Source organism: Herbaspirillum sp. Her3, from assembly GCF_057961275.1.
In genome coordinates, this window is sequence record NZ_CM176328.1 from 5516710 (window position 1) to 5533862 (window position 17153).

A 17153-nucleotide genomic window follows, 5' to 3' on the forward strand; every position below is an offset into this window, starting at 1 on the left:
TCCGTCGATCCCATTATCCGACCGACCCCGTTGTCTCTGCTGCCCCTGCAGCGGCCTCCAGCGCATCCACGAACATCGCTGCCACATCAAACCCGGTCTGCTGCGTGATTTCCTGGAAGCAGGTCGGGCTGGTGACGTTGATCTCGGTGAGATAGTCGCCGATGGCGTCCAATCCTACCAGCAGCAAACCGCGCTGATACAGGATCGGCCCCAGCGCTTCGCCGATCTCGATATCGCGGGCCGACGCCGGCTGCGCTTTGCCCAGACCGCCCGCCGCCAGGTTGCCGCGCACCTCGTTACCCTGCGGAATGCGTGCCAGCACATTGGGCACCACCTTGCCGCCGATCAGCAGAATGCGCTTGTCGCCCGCGCTGATCTGGGGAATGAAACGCTGCGCCATGATCGTGCGTTGACCGTTGTCGGTCAGGGTTTCGATGATGGAGCCCAGATTCATGCCATCGGCCTTGACGCGGAAGATGCCCATGCCGCCCATGCCATCGAGCGGTTTCAGGATCACGTCCTGGTGCTCGGCGTGGAAGTCGCGCAGGCGCCCGGCGTCGCGCGTGACCAGGGTGGGCGCGGTGTATTGCGGGAACTGGGCAATGGCCAGCTTCTCGTTGTGGCTGCGAATCGCGGCCGGCTTGTTGAACACGCGCGCACCCTGCTTCTCGGCCAGCTCCAGCAGGTAAGTCGTGTAGATGTACTCCATGTCGAAGGGCGGATCCTTGCGCACGATCACCGCATCGAATTCGGAGAGGAAAGAGGACCCCCGCTTCTCCGCCCGGTACCAGTCATCGGCCTCGCCGGTCAGCGTGATCTTGAAGGCATTGGCCGTCACCAGGCCGCTTTCCAGCACCAGGTCGCCCTGTTCGAAGGCATACAGGGTGTGGCCGCGACGGGCGGCCTCGCGCATCATGGCGAAGGTGGAATCCTTGTACGTCTTGAACGTGTCCAGAGGATCGGCGAGGAAAGCGATTTTCATGAGGCTAGGGTCCTGTTGAGCCTGGCGCAGGCTCTGTGTTTAATAAACTTCCGGGTTGGGATCGGTCTTTTCCATCTCTACCGAAGCCGCCAGCAGCGCCAGCCGCGCCACCACGCCATACATGTAGAAACGGTTGGGCGCGGCCGTGCCCGGCTTGGCGTGCATGTCCGGCAAGGCGTGTTGCTGGGCAAAGGCCAGCGGCACGAAATGCGCGCCGGGCGCATTGAGGTTTTCATTCACGCCGCGCTCGGCATGCACACGGTAGAAGCCGCCCACCACGTAGCGGTCGATCATGTAGACCACCGGCTCGGCCACGGCCTGGTTGATGCGTTCGAAGGAGTGCACGCCTTCCTGCACGATCACTTCCGACACCTCCAGCCCTTCCTTGCCGGCCAGCATGCCGGTGCGCTGCTTGCGGTTCAGATCCTTGATCTCGCTGGCATCCTTGACCGTCATGATGCCCATGCCATAGGTGCCGGCATTGGCCTTGATGAAGACGAAGGGCTGCTCCTTGATGCCGTATTCCTTGTACTTCTTGCGGATCTTCGACAACAGCGAGGAGACGCTGTCGGCCAGCGCGTCAGTGCCGGTGTTTTCCTGGAAGTCGATGTCGCCGACCTTGGCGAAGAGCGGGTTGAGCATCCACGGGTCGACCTCGACCATTTTGGAAAACTTCTTCACCACTTCATCGTAGGCGGCAAAGTGATTGCTCTTGCGGCGCAGCGCCCAGCCCGCGTGCAGCGGCGGCAGGACGCTTTGTTCATGTAGCCCTTCCAGCACCGAAGGAATGCCGCTGGAGAGGTCATTGTTGAGCAGCACGGTACAGGGATCGAAATTCTTCAAGCCCAGGCGGCGGCCATTGGCCGAGCGCTCCAGCGGTTCCAGCGTGATGTGGGTGCCATCCGGCAATTCGATCTGCTGCGGCTTGGTGGCGCCCGGCGCCAGCGTACCCAGGCGGACATTCAGGCCAGTCTGGCGGAAGATCTGCATCAACCGGCCGATGTTTTGCAGGTAAAAGGTATTGCCGGGCTGGGTTTCCGGGATCAGCAGCAGGTTGCGCGCATCCGGACAGTATTTCTCGATGGCCGCCATGGCCGCTTGCACGGCCAGCGGCAGCATTTCCGGCGAAAGATTGTTGAAGCCGCCCGGGAACAGGTTGGTATCGACCGGCGCCAGCTTGAAACCGGCATTGCGCAGGTCGACCGAGCAATAGAAGGGCGGCGTGTGCTCCTGCCACTCCATGCGGAACCAGCGTTCGATGGCCGGCGTGGCGCCCAGGATTTTCTTCTCCAGCTCCAGCAGGGGACCATTCAGAGCGGTGACAAGATGCGGGACCATAAAAGACCTTAACAATATATAAATGCCGGCAGCGAGTGTCGATTTTAGCGGATTCCTGAAACCGTGTTGCGACGCAGTAGACGCCGCTGTTGCCATTTCAGCAAAGCCCGGACCCGGCCACGGTCGCTGCAAAGGCGTAGCTGGGAATGTACAAATGGCGATGATGGCGGCATTTTAAAGAGTCCGACTCAAATACTCGGGAATTATCCGGCCACGACACGGCAATGCATCAGGAAACCGTTTTTCCTGAAAGAAATGGCTAAAATGCGACAACTTGGCGGTATGACAAGTATGCGCTTCTGTTCAGCTAGCGGCGCATCCAAACGAAAAAAGGCGCCCGAAGGCGCCTTATAAAGAGGCCGTTTCCAGCCCCGAAGGAATACTGCAGACTCAGTACGACAGATGCTTAGTGGTAAGCCGATTCGCCGTGGCTGGAGATATCCAGGCCTTCGCGTTCTTCTTCCTCGGTCACACGCAGGCCGATGACGACATCGACGATCTTGTAGGCGATGAAGGAGACCACGCCCGACAGGATCACGGTGGTCAGCACGCCCTGGAACTGGATCCAGACCTGGCCGCCGATGGAGTAGTCAGGAGCGACAGCGTTGGTCACGTAGTCGTAGATGCCGGTGCCGCCCAGGCTGGGGGCTGCGAACACGCCAGTCAGCAGGGCACCCAGGATGCCGCCCACGCCGTGCACGCCGAACACGTCCAGCGCGTCGTCCGAACCCAGGATCTTCTTGAGGCCGCTCACGCCCCACAGGCACAGCAGACCAGCGATCAGGCCCATGACCACGGCGCCGATGACGCCCACGAAACCAGCTGCCGGGGTGATCGCCACCAGGCCGGCGACGGCACCGGAAGCCGCACCCAGCATGGAGGGCTTGCCCTTGCCGATCCATTCGCCGAAGCTCCAGGACAGCACGGCGGCAGCAGTTGCCAGGATGGTGTTGACGAAGGCCAGGGCAGCGCTGCCGTTGGCTTCCAGGGCCGAACCGGCGTTGAAGCCGAACCAGCCGAACCACAGCAGCGAGGCACCGACCATGGTCAGGGTCAGGCTATGGGGCTTGAAGGCTTCCTTGCCGAAACCGATACGCTTGCCGATCACGTAGGAACCGACCAGGCCAGCGATAGCGGCGTTGATGTGCACCACGGTGCCGCCAGCGAAGTCCAGCGCGCCCTTCTGGAACAGCCAGCCCGAGATGGCGGTCGCTTTTTCAGCGGCAGCAGCGTCGGTGAAGGCATCCGGACCCGGCCAGAACCAGACCATGTGGGCCATCGGCAGGTAGGAGAAGGTGAACCACAGGATCGAGAACAGGATCACGGCCGAGAACTTCACGCGTTCGGCGAAGGAACCGATGATCAGCGCCACGGTGATGGCGGCGAACGCACCCTGGAAGGCCACGAAGGACAGTTCCGGAATCACCACGCCCTTGCTGAAGGTGCCGGTGTTGGAGTCCCCCGTCAAGCCGTGCAGGAACAGGCGCTCGAAGCCACCGAAGAAGGCATTGCCCTCGGTGAACGCGATGCTGTAGCCGTAGACGAACCACAGGATGTAGATCAGCGAGAAGATCATGAAGCACTGCATCAGCACCGACAGCATGTTCTTGCTGCGCACCAGGCCGCCGTAGAACAGGCCCAGGCCCGGCAGGGTCATCAGGATGACGAAGGCGGTCGAGATCAGCATCCAGGCAGTGTCGCCCTTGTTGGGGACCGGTGCCGGTGCGGCAGCGGCAGCCGCCGGAGCGGCCGGCGCTGCTGCAGCAGGAGCGGCCGCATCGGCCTTGGGCGCTGCCGGAGCAGCAGCGGCCGGGGCAGCGGCGGCAGCCGCTGCAGCTTCAGGCTTGGGCGCGTCCTGCGCCTGGGCCGGAGCGGTAAAACCTACCGCCAACAACAGCGCGCCAATGGCGAGCGCGCCGGAAAACATTTTCTTCATGCTCATTAGAATTCCCCTTTTTTACAGAGCGTCTTTGCCGGTTTCGCCGGTACGGATACGGATCACATCCAGCAGATCCTGGACGAAGATCTTGCCGTCACCGATCTTGCCGGTGCGTGCGGCGGTTTCGATGGCTTCCAGGGCGCGCTCGACGATGGCGTCGTCCACCGCGGCCTCGATCTTGGTCTTGGGCAGGAAATCGACCACATACTCGGCGCCCCGGTACAGCTCGGTATGGCCTTTCTGACGACCGAAGCCCTTGACTTCGGTCACGGTGATGCCTTGCACCCCGATCGCGGAGAGGGCTTCACGCACCTCATCCAGCTTGAACGGTTTGATGATCGCAGTGATCAGTTTCATACGAACCTCTTGTTAGAAAGTTTTGCTGATGGAGAACACAACGCCGCCCTTGCCGACGTTCTTGAAACCATCCGACGCCGGGGTGGTGGAGACACCATCCTTCAGGTCGGTACCGACATAGGCCAGGCCCAGGGTGATGCCGGCTGCCTCGTCAAAGGTCTTGGACAGACCGATCTTCCAGTCGGTGTAGCTCAGCTGCGAGTTGCCGCGCACTTCCTGGCGACCCAGGTGCAGACCCAGCACCACACCGTAGAAGGTATCGATATTGGCACCCAGGTCGAAGTACTGGCTGTACTTGCTGTTGACGTTGCCGAACAGGTTGGTCAGCGCCTGGGAATACTTGAAGTAAGCCGGACCATAGCCGACCTGGCCATACAGTTCGAAGGTGTTGGCGTTCTTCACGCCGCTGTTGGCCAGGGTGTTGCCGGGGTAGTAGTAGTACAGGCCGCCGACGTCATAGGTGAAGCCGCCGCCGATGTCGCCGCGCTTGCCGCCGTAGATGTCCCACTCGACGTTACCCTTGGTGTCGGTACCGGTGAGGGCGCCGGCGTCCTTGATCCACTTGATGGTGCTCAGCCAGGTGCCGGCATAGAGACCGGTCGGGTTGTGCGTGTAGTCAGCGCCAACCTGCAGGGCCGGGTCGAAGCGGGTCTGGGTCAGGCCGCGGTAGCGGTAGTCGCTCACCACGGCAGCGTTGAAGCTCAGTTCATTGTCCGGCTTGGCGTCCTCTGCGCGGGCCACGGTAGAAACGAAGGATGCGGCGATGGCTGTTGCAAGAATCAGTTTCTTCATGACTTTCCCTCTAGTTTATGTTTGAACAATAAAGTCTTTTTTTGTCTTTGCCCCAACCCTTTAGCAGGAGCCGTGCCATGTCTTATCGGCAAGGCAGAGTTCTGTTTTCGCGGGAATCCAGAGATTTGCAACGATTTTTTTCGAGAACAGCTTCAAAATAGTGCACGAAACACCGAAATGCACGTGATTGGTGCGATATTGATTGTTTTTTGTCAATCCTGCATCGAACGCGGCAAACACATTTTGGTGCGCGGGCGGCGGGCCAGGCCGGGATCACCAAGACGGCGCATTTTCTGCAGGAAAATTCAGCTTCAATCCGGCACCTGTGTACAAAATTGCTGTCAGAACAGGGCATCGCGGTTTGAGGATGGGCGGGAAACCGCTAAACTTGCAGCACAGCTATCTGCCAAGGAGATCCGACATGGACAAGCCCCCATTTTTTGAAGACCTGCAATCCAAGATCAACAAGGCGATCGAGAACTCTCCGGCCAAGGACATCGAGAAGAACGTCAAGGCCATGCTGAGTCAGGGTTTTGCCAAGCTGGACCTGGTCACGCGCGAGGAATTCGACGTCCAGGCCCAAGTTCTGGCCAAGACCCGTGCCCGCCTGGAGGCGCTGGAAGCGCGTGTTGCCGAGCTTGAGGCTCAGCAAAAACAGACTCCATGATCCTGGCCACGACTCTTTTCTCTTTCCCTCCCCCTTCCCTACTCTGTTCTGACAAGCTGCCAGGCGCATTGCGATGAGCCTGGCGGTCTTGCGCAGCCGCGCCCTGGCCGGCATGAGCGCCCCACCGGTGACGGTCGAGGTGCATCTGGCCAATGGCTTGCCGGCCTTTACCATCGTCGGGCTGCCCGAAGCCGAGGTGAAGGAAGCCCGTGACCGCGTGCGGGCGGCCTTGCAGAATGCCCGTTTCGAGTTCCCGGCACGGCGCATCAAATGTAGTCAAGTGTTTTTATTCGCTAAATGAGCAGAGTAGTCCGACTGCCAGGCTGACATAAGAGTTCGCGTAGCCTCCCCCAACAAAGATATATGACTTTTGAATAAGGTCACTGCGGTGGACTTTTTTCATTCTGGCTATAAAACGAGAGCCTCGGCGAGAAAATCAACATAATCGCCATTAGAAGCTAGAGTCGGTCGCCCTTTTTTGGAAGAGGAATATCTATCGGCTGAGCCACCACTGTGCAAAGTGGAATAACGAATAATGTCGGGAATCAATAAGGGCTAGATCAGCACCTTGGTTGGGGCTTCCATCAGTACCACGGGTGATTAGTGCAGCATGCGTCTGGAGAGGTATCTGACGCATGTATGGCAGGTAATCGTCGACGAAGGCGATCGGCATCAACTCCTGTAGTACATTCGCTTTTGGGCTGATTGGCCCATCTTTTCCATCGGTGCAATAAACGTGCTGTATTGGGAAACCTATATCTAGTAAATTCTGTTCCCGTGCTGACAAAAACCGATTGTCCAAAGCACTGACGCAAACCAACTCATATCCCGCACGTTGTAGATCAAGACAGGCTTCCAGCGCACCCTCATGCGGAGGTATAGATCTCCAAAATAACTCATCGAACTGAGCTCTAAAGTGTAGATACTTTGCCCCGGACAGCCGTTCGACTTTCCAGTAATCCATGGGCCAATAGGCATTGGCGTTTCGGATTTCAGGCAACTCTCCGAATGCACGCGCCCAGGCAAAACCATAAGCGGCGTGATAATTCAGCAACACGCCATCTGCATCAATTGCTATCAATTTCACGTTTTGAGTTTCTCGGTAATGTAGAACGCGTTTCTCACTATTGAGCTAGATTGGCTCTCTCATCCCTATCGTTGGTTCTTGGATTTTGAGGAGCGCCAGCGGAATCGAAAACGTGATGTGCCAAGTCGCTTGACCATGTATCTACGAGCAGCTTCGCCCAGCTAGCAAACTGTTCTATCGACTCTGCGCCATTTAGAGGAAGGCCTCTATTATTGCTATTCCCTGCGACGCGGCGCCATTCGACCGATAGGCTGCCATCCACCTTCATCGAAATTTTCTTAATTTTCTTTGAGGTGCCGCCCCTCCCAATGTATGTGGAAAACGGGCGAATATCACAAACGTTCATTTTGAAGGGTTCTCTAGCGACTCGATTTTGAATTTGGTGGATCGACATCCACGAAGAACTCCGTGCGACGGGCACTGAAAGCAACGCGGATACTAAGGAAGTCTTAGTACATCGTCAATAGCATCCTAAGACACTCTTAGGATGACCCAAAGGAAAGATACTTCACTAGTTTTCTCGCTGCGACTGAAAAGCGCGAGGTTGGCGGCCGGCCTTAGCCAGTTCGCCCTGGGAGTAGCGGCGGGTATAGACGAAGCTTCAGCAAGCCCTAGAATTAATCAGTATGAACGGGGAATTCACCAACCGGATCACGGGACAGCGCTCCGTATAGCGGACGCAATGGATATCCCCGTGAGCTACCTATTCGAACCCAACGACAAACTCGCGGAAGTGATTCGCTTATCAGGCAAACTGACTGACGCTGATCTAGCGAAGTTGGTGGGCTATCTGCATAGCGCTATCGGCAAGTAACGAACTCGTTGGTAGGCGCGCAAGATGCGCCAAAACCTCCAAAAAATTCCTAAATATGCGCGCGAATTCACAACTATGCGCATAGCCAGATGTGGTGTCACGACGACATCCTGCGGCATCACGCTTGCACATCTCCATCGACAAGTTGGATCCGGCGCGGTGATTTATAAAGCACAGAACGCGATACCTTCCCCTTAAATTTCAACTTCTTTTCAAAGTAGTATGTGAACGCGTCTATCAGCTCCTTGGGTGCCCGCGGATCGAGAAGAATATTGTCGATAAGCTCGTGGGGATCGACAGATATATTGATCCCAGCTTGTATCTGATCCCGCTTCAAATCAGGACAGTAAATTGTTGCACGCCACTCCGCCTCATGATTGAACGCCTCTCGTTTCATGTAGAGAAATTTTGCTGCCGTATCTAAGCTGAATTTCTTTTTCAGAGAACTAGTGATGTCCTGAACGCGCATTTCCAAATCTCGATTACGCAAATATTCAACAGGGCTTCCTCTCCATCGATAGCCCTGGTCCTTGCAAGCAGCGACAATCGCCTTCGACAATTTCGCCTTGGTAGTCGCAATTCTGACCCCCATGTGATTTGGCGAGTAAATCCGCCACATTGCGTCGGAAACCCCAAGCTGGCACCAGCATTGAGCGAACAAAGCGTGGCTGCTCTGATGATCAATTCGCTGTTCGTAAGGGTCATCCCAGACACTGGGGTGGGCAAAGTAAAGATTTTTCCTTTCAAAGATTTGGACAACACGAGTGAAGTCCAAGATCCGATAGAGTCTTCCAGAACCTGATGACACCGTAACCATTTCATTTCCCCGAGCGTGTTGCATTTGATCTCTTCAAATTTTACGTATTTCCGCTAGTAATGTGCCTTCTCACCTAACCTGAGGTCTTGATGATGAGGTATATCGTGACTGTTGTCTGAACCAGGGATTTCTTCACGGACGACATTCGGCATTTCAAGGACACTTGGAGGTGACAGAGGAGAGTGTCAGAAAATGGTGTGCAGCGGGGTGCGTTGAACTACTTCGCGTACACAGCCTGGCGGTTCGGTGCGAAATGCAGATTTTGGCCGGCGCACAAGAGTAGATCAAGACTTTGCACGTGATCGCGGATCAAACCTACAAGCATGGATTCATCTGTTGAACAGCGCAATCTTCGTTGCGCCAGGTCCCAGTTTCTCGTACGTCTGATAGAAGATCTCCCCCAGCTTGGCGGAGTCAAGAAATCCACGCACATGGAGAAATTCGGCATCGATCTAGCGAACTTTGCCGGCTAGATGTGAAAAAGCCCCGACAGAGTCAGGGCTTTTTGTAGGTGAGGGCTAATGCCGTTCGCTGCCAAGCCTGCCATTAGTGAGCATGTACTGCCAAAAAATGCGGACGAGACTGCGGGGATAACTGCTGAGATGGTGTGTGTGTCCATGTTAGATCCTTCCATAAAGTTGAGAATTGCGTTGAAGATGAGCCCGTAGTGATCCCAAGGGATAGCTAAGGCAAAGCAAGTCAGAAACAACATGGCAGGTATCAGCAGCGACGGATTCGAACCGCCAGCACCTCTCCCTTGAGGGAAGACTGTACTAAAACATAATTGAAATATTAACACACAATTGCCGTTTTGCCAACAACTATACTCCAACCACCTGCCCAGGTGCCGTCAGGCAATTTGTCGTCAGTATGGCCAATCACATTCAGGAAGCGCTCAATCCCATGACAATGTAGCGATTATGGGTCCGATCGCCTTTTCGTACCTCCACCTCCTGGTCTGTCGCCATGCGGCAGAGCTGCGCACCTATTAACAAAAGGACGGCCGTGGAGATTTCTTCGCGTCTCAGCCCCGTGTATTCAGCGATCGTGTCGTAGCTCATGCGCGTCGCATTGAGGTGACTGTTCCTGAAGGTCAAAAGGAGCATATAGAGCTTCAAGGCATGCAGGGTCGTCGGCCTTTTTATTTGATCCACGAACGGGCCAAATCGATGCATGAAGCTGAAGCTGTTCAACAGATGCTGCTGAGGCAACTCGCACCATTGCCCACCTTCGTCGATCCCAAGTAGATGATAAATGCTGCGGTTTCCGTACCGTTCGGAGCTAATGGCACCGACCGTATGCAGCAGCTTCAGGCCTTCGCATACCAATTTCCGAGATAGCGGGGCGACCGCCTGAATTTCCTCGTAGGTCGCCTGAACCAGGTCAGTCTTTCTTAAACCGTCTTTGCGCTGTGCTTTGTTCGAAATGATCGACAAAGCAAACAACACTAGCAAGGCAGCACTCGCATGACTTTTATGCGCTCGCCACTTCAACATCGTCAGGCCTTCCTCCACGGGAAGGTAAGCATGAGCGCCTCTCTCCGGCTCGGTCGTTGGGATCGGCACCTGCTCAATTCGCGTAGGCTTTCTTCGTGCCCAGGCTGAAGGTAGTTTTGCGTAGGCAGGACGACTCATTTCTTCCCCCCCAATTTATCCAATGCAACAAGCAGGACATACATGGCCATGCCGACAATCCCCAACGCAGCAAGCGCGATGAGAGCTATCAGGATCGAGGGATCTTTGACGTTAGTAACTGCGCTCAGCGCACCGGTTATTAGTTTCTCGCTCATGGCAGAAGCCTTTCGAAGTGACATGCTTCGAATAATATCTAGCTAGTGCACCTGTTTCTAGAAAGAGTTCCAGTCGACATCCGGCAATATTTAAAATTTTATCTTTTTGATTCAATTGGTTATACGATTTTTTATTAGTGTTTCTTTGGTACTTCTTAGTTCACCAAACCGCATAAGACCGTCAGCTATTTCCAGCATAATGGGGCTCGTCGGCTCTCAATCCCCAAATCTTAGTTCACCAAAATTCGCAATTAAGCTTCTACAAAGCACTGAGGTCAAAAATAATTAACAAAGAACAAACATTCCCATATCTCCAAGTCGACGGTTAAGAGCTAGAACCTTCATCGACAGACGTCTCGATGCCACATGTTGCATGCGATTGTGCCAATAGTTTGGACTCGAGATTTCACCACTGGCCGCCTGCACCTCGCGCATGGACAACTCCCCGTTCCACTTCCGTATAGTGTCAGCTAGGTAGGCTCACCACGGCGCCCGCTCTGTTCCCGGCATCCAAAGTAATGAAGGGTCTTTCAGACCGATCATTTCAGCAATGTAAGAGTGAAGTGCGTCGTTGAGCTGTTCGAGAGGCGCGTCTTGCCGGCTTCCCAAGATGATGGCTGCTGCCTGATCAATTTGCACCTGAGGACCAACATTGGTGAGAAGCCACTCGCGCCCGTACGCCTCTAGGGCGAGCTTCATGACCTGCTCAACACAAATTATCTTGCCGTCGAAGTTGGCTGCAAGCGGATGTTTCGCCAATGCCCGCAAGGCACGTTTGTCACCTGTGAGCAATCGCGCACCAGGCTGGGCCATGACCAAGGAAAACAAGACTGCCTCGCCAGCATCAATCTGGGGAACGTTTGAGAAAGCCTCCAGTGTTTCAGCATCGGGGACAGGGCAGGGAGCGGTCTGGGCGATACAGTCCACAGCTGCTTGAGCAGCTGCTGAGGTATGAAAAAGCTTTCTGTCCGGCTTGGCGACTGCCGCATGCGCCCTGAAGCGTAGTGACGTGATCGTGGTGATCTCACTCCAGGGAAACCCAAGAAGATTGGGTAGCAAAGGCAGAATATTCCAGTGCGCGAGCTTGCTAAGCGCATCAGCATCAAGGAAAAGCATGCCCGGCCCCCGTTAGTCGACCATGCTTTCTTCGATGCCGGTGACTTGCAATACCAGATCCTGCAAGTCGTCTGCGATGAGGTTGAAGTCCAGATTCGCTAACAGCGCCTCTCGCATGACTGCCTCGGCATCTGAATCCTCTTTCAGATATTTGAGTGCCGATATGGCTTCTGGCCAGCGCTTTGTCCGGAACGCATATCGCAACACGAGATGCCCCGTCTCAACCCCCAAGCTTCTATACGATGTGCGCGCATTGACCGCAATTTCTGCCGGCGATGCCCTGAAAGACCACTGCGAGACGACTTCCTCGAGTGCGGCACCACCGAGCAAGCCCAAGGCGTATTCGTCAGCTTCCCGTTCTTGCTGATCCCCCTCGGCATCAGTTTCATAGGTGGCTTGCTCCTGCAGGGACACATCAATGATGGAGCTGTTTCGATCAAGATGGCCACGGCCAATATGACCGATCTCGTGCGCGACGATGAAGGCCAGCCAAGCTTGGGAAGATTTCTTCTTCGAAATCAAAATGACCGGCCGGTTATTGACGTTGATGACGGCGCCATCCATCTTGCGTAGCCCCACCGGAAGATTCGGCATCGGGACTACCGGAATACCCATCGCCCAGCAGGTAGAAATCAGGGAGCGCAGACCGACAAGGCCATCGCCAGCCTTACGCACCTGCTCCGCGAAGACTTCGGAGGAGGTTGAAATCGGTATGTATGGTATTTTGATTGCTTCACAGACAGCGCCAGCCAACGACAGCGCGATAGATGTCGCGCCCTGCAAGGATTGAGGCGTCGCATCCACGCGATGCTTGTAGGCGAGCGAGGCTGCAGCTTTACGTTTGACCTGGCCATTCATCAACGCACCGACGTCCAGACTAAGACGCCGGCCGATTAATGCGCAAAGCTCGGCGATGCCATCGGCATGCTTTTCTGCTTCGGGGACCCACCAGGCAGGCAGAAGCTTGCGCACCTGCGCACGCGTCAGGCCAAAAGCCTTGAGCTGGTCATAAATAATTTTTGCATTCTGAACAGACATGTTCAGCTCCCCTTGGCGCCTTGCGAGCTCGCAGCCATGACGATGTTATATGTTGGCTTGAGCGCCGATATTAGTGATGCGATGACTGTGGCGGTGCGGCGTTCACCATCCCACAGTTCCATTACCGCCGCGTTGATCAGCTCGAGACCTGCAAGGTCTTGCTGTGACGGCGCGGCTCGAAGTGTATCATTCCCTGACATAGAGGGTTTATGCCAATTATGCCGAGAATGAATAAAACCCAACACTTTTCGCGCGCTGGGCGTGACCTTTTTTCGCTCCCCATTCAGAAATCGGGTGAGAGCTGATTGTTCAACACCAGCCGCTTTTGCAAGAGCGAAAACATTGGTATTTTCCTGTTCAATATAGGCCGAAATCTCCGCAATGCGAAGCGCGACATCAGCCTCTGGAACGCTTGATTTTCTTGGCATAATCGGCATAATAACTCTATGCCGAAATCCAACGCAAGCCCCGAGTCAACCGTGAACATCTCCGAAACCGAAATCCGCTCCGCCTTACTGAAACAGCTCGCCCGCCGCGCCAAGACATCCAGCGTGCAGGAAGAGCTGCGCATTGAGCAGGGCTCCTCGCGCATCGACGTTGCGGTCATCGGCAAACGTTTGGTCGGCTACGAGATTAAAAGCGACGCGGATACCTTCCAGCGCTTTTCCAATCAGATTCACTCGTACAACCGGGTCTTCGATGAAATTACGTTGGTTTGCGGCCCCAAGCATGCCGAGGCAGCACAAATGGTGATCCCATCCTGGTGGGGGCTGATGGTCGCTCAACGCGATGCGAAGGGGATGGTTGTTTTGGAGAAACTGCGCGATGCCAGCACGAACGCCAAACAGGATCCGTTCAGCCTTGCCTCCATGCTCGGAAAGGATGAGGCTCTGCAACTTCTGGACGACAAGGCGGCCCCCGGGTCCAAGCGGGCCTCCTCAGACGTCCTGTGGGAACAGATCGCGCTAACGCTCCCGTTGGCAGCGATCAAGTCGTTCGTCAAACAGACTCTTGTAAAACGCGCTACGGCTATAGCGCATTGACGGTCAGGGCAATGTGGTGATTGGTTGCATCGCGCCGCCATGTCCAGGGTGATCCGTTCGTATCTGGGCCTGTGGAATACGCCATATATTGCGCGTCCCCATTACTAAACGAAGCGCCCGAATACACCGCATCAGTGACCAGCAGCGTAGACAAGGATCGCAATTCTCCACGATTCGCTACCTTCTTGAACTGAAGGCCTTTGTACAGACGCCAAAAATCAGGCCCTGCATAGCGAATGGCAATCGACGGATTTACCTTCGACCCATCCAGGCCTTCAGCCAAGGGGATCGGGTTCGTTACGGCATAGTCCGCATAGGCGATCTTGCCACCAAGTCCATCCGCCAAGAGACGCTCCCACACCTTCCATTCAACGCGCACGATATCCGTCGCTCCGCGCTGTTTACCTGTCAGATTTTCAGGAAAAGAGCCGCCGGCGACGGTGACACTGGCAATAGACGCGCTCAGCGCGGCCTGAATATAAGGAGTAATGTTTGCCACGCAGTCAGCCGGTTTGCGATCAACGAGCGAATATTGATCCAGAATCACGTGAATGCGCTTGCGCTTAACGAATTTCGCCAGAGCGTCGATGGTCGGCCCTACCTGGGTAGGCTGCAAAGAATCTGTCCTGATACGCAGGACGATTTCAGGAAGCTCCCTGAGTATTTTGAACTGAGAGGCGGTCAAGGTCGGCAGAAGTGGAATCCAGCTGGCCGAGATTGAGGGAATGATGAAATGGGGCAGCTCTCGATTGAGAAGATGATAGACCTGAAATAAAAGATTGGCTTGCGGCCCATATGACGCGCAGGCATAGCTTGTGTCGATCGCAATGGTCTGATGCTCAGGCACCGCGTAAATGATTTGCTCCGCTACCTTCTTGACGTAATCCGGCAATGCATCTCGAATGGAAGCCGCATCCGGCGCCACCAGCATCGAGTCCAACTCCAGCAGGGGAAGGAGCCCATCCCACTGTGCCGTCTTCAATTTCTTCACTGCGTGTTGCTCTCCTTTTTTCCATTTCAAAATGGGCATGTATTTCCATTTATTCGCCATATACGCCCTCCAAAATTAATTGATTAACAACTCATGTTGGTGCTGATAGCCAAAGGACTTTGGCCGGCCTCTCGGAACAATTGCAAATAGCTCACCGAAATCGGCAATTAACAGGCCCGTCTCCCGGAGGAGTGCAGACCTGTCTGATTACCTTTAAGAAATATAAATTTCGGATAAAAGTTGCCACCCTGCCCCCTCTGGGGCAGCTATTGAAACTTAACCAATATTTACCATTTTGTGGGAATATTTCCGACAGGGCGTCAGGAAACATTGATCTGCGCCATCTTTTCAGCCGAGAAAGTAAGAGACCGATCGGCCCAAGCTAGGGCACGGGCGAGCCGTCAAGATAGGGGGGAAAATGGACTGGACCAGTTTTGCGTCCGAGAAGACGGTGGAATACGCACTTGTGGAACGGATGCGCACCATTCTGAAAAAACACTATCGTCATGTTATCCCTCTATATCCCTGGGCAAAACGGGAAGGATCCAACATCTCCCTCCAGGCGCACGCTGGTCGTTATTTCGAGGTTCTCTGCGTCTATGCGCGCCGCCCTAAATTGAGATCACCAGACGATACCCACATCCTTTTCAAGTTCAATGACACCCTGGTTAGCACCGCCAGAGAGGCACGTCTTCATGGTATTGCGACGATTGCTGGCTGTCCGATCGCACGAGACTTTTTCGAGTTAGCCGATTGTGAACGTTTCGTGTGGGTTGATCTTCTGGACTGTCTGTCACCAGGCGTCGAACCCTACTTGATGGTCACGGTACAGGGGGATATCGACGGCGCGGCCCTTCGTCCTCCCCGCACCTTCAGTGATGCCGAAGTAATGCAACTGCTCAAGCAACAGGCACGCCCGCTGGACCTTCGTGAAATCATGAGAACAATCAGGGAGATCAAATCTGCAAGTGCCGGAATGTTCCCCGGTAGCCCATTCAGCTACTTTGGCGGCTATCGGCCGCTCTATTTCTTAGTGAGTTGAGCCCTCGCGCTTGGCTTGGCCAAAGGGCGTGTCCGATTTTTTGTGTAAACGGGATTTCGTTTAATTCATAGAGATACGTTCACCGAACTGGATAGTAAACCGAGTCAGTGCAGCTTTCCAATCTCGGATGGGCAGCGTCCACTTTTTACTGATGTTGCGCAGGGCCAGGAAGAAGAGTTTAATCAGCGCCTCATCGCTGGGGAACGAGCCCCGGTTCTTAGTCAGCTTGCGCAAACTCATGTTGACCGACTCGATGGCATTGGTCGTATAGATGACCTTTCGAATCTCTGGTGGGAAGTCGAAGAACGGAATCAGACGGGGCCAGTTGCGCCGCCAGGATTGGCCGATAGGCAGATACTCTGCATCCCATTTCTCTTCGAATTCACCGAGTCGGAGTTCGGCTTCTTCGGCGGTTGCCGACTGGTAAATCAATCGTAGGTCAGCCGCCACCTCCGGACGTCGTTTCCATGAGACGTAATTCAAGCTGTGCCGGACCATGTGGACGATACACAGCTGCACCGTGGTCTTCGGGAACACAGCTTCGATGGCATCCGGGAAGCCCTTCAAGCCGTCAACGCAAGCGATGAAGATATCTTGCACGCCCCGATTACGCAGCTCAGTGACAACCTGTAGCCAGAACTTGGCGCCTTCCGTTTGCGCTAGCCACAGTCCCAACACCTCCTTCTCACCGTCCATGGTGATGCCGATGGCCAGGTAGACGGCTTTTACTCGCACCGTTCCTTCACGCACTTTGACATGGATACAGTCCAGATAAACGATGGGATAAATTGGATTCAATGGCCTGGCTTGCCAGGCTTTGACTTCATCGACAACGGCGTCAGTGACCGATGAAATCAGGCTGGGTGACACCTCGGTTCCATACATCTCTTCCAGGTGCGCCTGAATCTCTCTTACTGTCATGCCACGGGCATACAGCGAAATAATCTTGTCGTCGAAGCCGGCCCAGCGCGTCTGATGCTTGGTTACCAGCTTCGGTTCGAAGCTGCCATGACGGTCCCGAGGAACTTCGATTGGCAACTCGCCAAATTCGCCCTTGAGCGTCTTGCGACTCTTGCCGTTTCGGGTATTGCCCGACTCATTGGCTACGCTCCCGTGCTTCTCATGGCCCAGGTGCTCGCTCAGCTCGGCTTCCAGGGCTCGTTCCACCACCAGCTTGGTGAGATGCTTCAACAGGCCTTCTTCACCTATTAAATCTTCGGGATTCTTGTAATTGGCTAGCAATCCAGCCAGTAATTCTTCGGGTACGTCGTGTTTCTTTTTACTCATTGTGGCTCCGGACAAGGCGACAGTTTCCTGCCAATAGTCCGTTTACACAAAATT

General features: G+C 55.1%; 19 protein-coding genes. 5 read left to right on the top strand and 14 right to left on the bottom strand.

Annotated elements, in window-relative coordinates:
• Positions 1 to 13: 13 nt before the first annotated feature.
• The 5 genes from gshB to ACVC5H_RS25150 form a co-directional block, all read right to left on the bottom strand.
• Positions 14 to 982, bottom strand: a complete 969-nt coding sequence (gshB, locus tag ACVC5H_RS25130) for a glutathione synthase (protein WP_489620375.1) — start codon at positions 980 to 982, stop codon at positions 14 to 16.
• A gap of 39 nt (positions 983 to 1021) precedes the next feature.
• On the bottom strand, positions 1022 to 2320 hold the full coding sequence (gshA, locus tag ACVC5H_RS25135; RefSeq protein ID WP_489620376.1) for a glutamate--cysteine ligase: 1299 nt from the start codon (positions 2318 to 2320) through the stop codon (positions 1022 to 1024).
• Positions 2321 to 2726: 406 nt separating this feature from the next.
• Positions 2727 to 4262, bottom strand: coding sequence for an ammonium transporter (locus tag ACVC5H_RS25140; RefSeq protein ID WP_489620377.1), 1536 nt, complete (start codon positions 4260 to 4262; stop codon positions 2727 to 2729).
• A 15-nt stretch (positions 4263 to 4277) separates the two neighbouring features.
• Positions 4278 to 4616 carry a P-II family nitrogen regulator gene (locus ACVC5H_RS25145; RefSeq protein ID WP_006713297.1) on the bottom strand — a complete coding sequence of 113 codons (339 nt, stop codon included), beginning with the start codon at positions 4614 to 4616 and terminating at the stop codon, positions 4278 to 4280.
• Positions 4617 to 4628: 12 nt separating this feature from the next.
• A complete protein-coding gene (locus tag ACVC5H_RS25150) occupies positions 4629 to 5408 on the bottom strand; it encodes a TorF family putative porin (RefSeq protein WP_489620378.1) in 780 nt (259 codons plus the stop codon).
• A gap of 421 nt (positions 5409 to 5829) precedes the next feature.
• Here ACVC5H_RS25150 and ACVC5H_RS25155 point away from each other — a divergent pair, with 421 nt between their 5' ends.
• Together ACVC5H_RS25155 and ACVC5H_RS25160 are read left to right on the top strand one after the other, a co-directional pair.
• Positions 5830 to 6075, top strand: coding sequence for an accessory factor UbiK family protein (locus ACVC5H_RS25155; RefSeq protein ID WP_008334075.1), 246 nt, complete (start codon positions 5830 to 5832; stop codon positions 6073 to 6075).
• A 73-nt stretch (positions 6076 to 6148) separates the two neighbouring features.
• Positions 6149 to 6376 carry a magnesium chelatase domain-containing protein gene (locus ACVC5H_RS25160; RefSeq protein ID WP_489620379.1) on the top strand — a complete coding sequence of 76 codons (228 nt, stop codon included), beginning with the start codon at positions 6149 to 6151 and terminating at the stop codon, positions 6374 to 6376.
• Between the two features lie 192 nt (positions 6377 to 6568).
• Here the strand turns inward: ACVC5H_RS25160 and ACVC5H_RS25165 are convergent, their stop codons facing one another.
• Positions 6569 to 7162 carry an HAD family hydrolase gene (locus tag ACVC5H_RS25165; RefSeq protein WP_489620380.1) on the bottom strand — a complete coding sequence of 198 codons (594 nt, stop codon included), beginning with the start codon at positions 7160 to 7162 and terminating at the stop codon, positions 6569 to 6571.
• 487 nt (positions 7163 to 7649) lie between these two features.
• Here ACVC5H_RS25165 and ACVC5H_RS25170 point away from each other — a divergent pair, with 487 nt between their 5' ends.
• Complete coding sequence (locus ACVC5H_RS25170; protein WP_489620381.1) at positions 7650 to 7976, top strand: helix-turn-helix transcriptional regulator; 327 nt, start codon at positions 7650 to 7652, stop codon at positions 7974 to 7976.
• A gap of 118 nt (positions 7977 to 8094) precedes the next feature.
• On the opposite strand, the gene ACVC5H_RS25175 is transcribed toward ACVC5H_RS25170, so the two are convergent.
• The 6 genes from ACVC5H_RS25175 to ACVC5H_RS25200 all read right to left on the bottom strand — a co-directional run bounded on the left by ACVC5H_RS25175 (position 8095) and on the right by ACVC5H_RS25200 (position 13173).
• Positions 8095 to 8751 carry a DUF2971 domain-containing protein gene (locus ACVC5H_RS25175; protein ID WP_489620382.1) on the bottom strand — a complete coding sequence of 219 codons (657 nt, stop codon included), beginning with the start codon at positions 8749 to 8751 and terminating at the stop codon, positions 8095 to 8097.
• A 926-nt stretch (positions 8752 to 9677) separates the two neighbouring features.
• Positions 9678 to 10427, bottom strand: coding sequence for a hypothetical protein (locus ACVC5H_RS25180; protein ID WP_489620383.1), 750 nt, complete (start codon positions 10425 to 10427; stop codon positions 9678 to 9680).
• Positions 10424 to 10582 carry a hypothetical protein gene (locus tag ACVC5H_RS25185; protein ID WP_489620384.1) on the bottom strand — a complete coding sequence of 53 codons (159 nt, stop codon included), beginning with the start codon at positions 10580 to 10582 and terminating at the stop codon, positions 10424 to 10426. Before ACVC5H_RS25185 ends, ACVC5H_RS25180 begins: the two co-directional genes overlap by 4 nt.
• A gap of 480 nt (positions 10583 to 11062) precedes the next feature.
• On the bottom strand, positions 11063 to 11698 hold the full coding sequence (locus ACVC5H_RS25190; protein WP_489620385.1) for a hypothetical protein: 636 nt from the start codon (positions 11696 to 11698) through the stop codon (positions 11063 to 11065).
• 12 nt (positions 11699 to 11710) lie between these two features.
• Positions 11711 to 12736: a hypothetical protein gene (locus ACVC5H_RS25195; protein WP_489620386.1), complete on the bottom strand. Its 1026-nt coding sequence runs from the start codon at positions 12734 to 12736 to the stop codon at positions 11711 to 11713.
• Positions 12737 to 12738: 2 nt separating this feature from the next.
• Positions 12739 to 13173, bottom strand: a complete 435-nt coding sequence (locus ACVC5H_RS25200) for a hypothetical protein (RefSeq protein WP_489620387.1) — start codon at positions 13171 to 13173, stop codon at positions 12739 to 12741.
• Positions 13174 to 13215: 42 nt separating this feature from the next.
• Here ACVC5H_RS25200 and ACVC5H_RS25205 point away from each other — a divergent pair, with 42 nt between their 5' ends.
• Complete coding sequence (locus tag ACVC5H_RS25205) at positions 13216 to 13779, top strand: sce7726 family protein (RefSeq protein WP_489620388.1); 564 nt, start codon at positions 13216 to 13218, stop codon at positions 13777 to 13779.
• Here the strand turns inward: ACVC5H_RS25205 and ACVC5H_RS25210 are convergent.
• Complete coding sequence (locus ACVC5H_RS25210; protein ID WP_489620389.1) at positions 13766 to 14830, bottom strand: beta family protein; 1065 nt, start codon at positions 14828 to 14830, stop codon at positions 13766 to 13768. The two genes, ACVC5H_RS25205 and ACVC5H_RS25210, sit on opposite strands and share 14 nt — an antisense overlap.
• 358 nt (positions 14831 to 15188) lie before the next feature.
• Here ACVC5H_RS25210 and ACVC5H_RS25215 point away from each other — a divergent pair, with 358 nt between their 5' ends.
• Positions 15189 to 15812, top strand: a complete 624-nt coding sequence (locus tag ACVC5H_RS25215) for a hypothetical protein (protein WP_489620390.1) — start codon at positions 15189 to 15191, stop codon at positions 15810 to 15812.
• 60 nt (positions 15813 to 15872) lie between these two features.
• Here ACVC5H_RS25215 and ACVC5H_RS25220 read toward each other — a convergent pair whose 3' ends face one another.
• Positions 15873 to 17099, bottom strand: a complete 1227-nt coding sequence (locus ACVC5H_RS25220; protein WP_209585377.1) for an IS256 family transposase — start codon at positions 17097 to 17099, stop codon at positions 15873 to 15875.
• Positions 17100 to 17153: the final 54 nt, after the last annotated feature.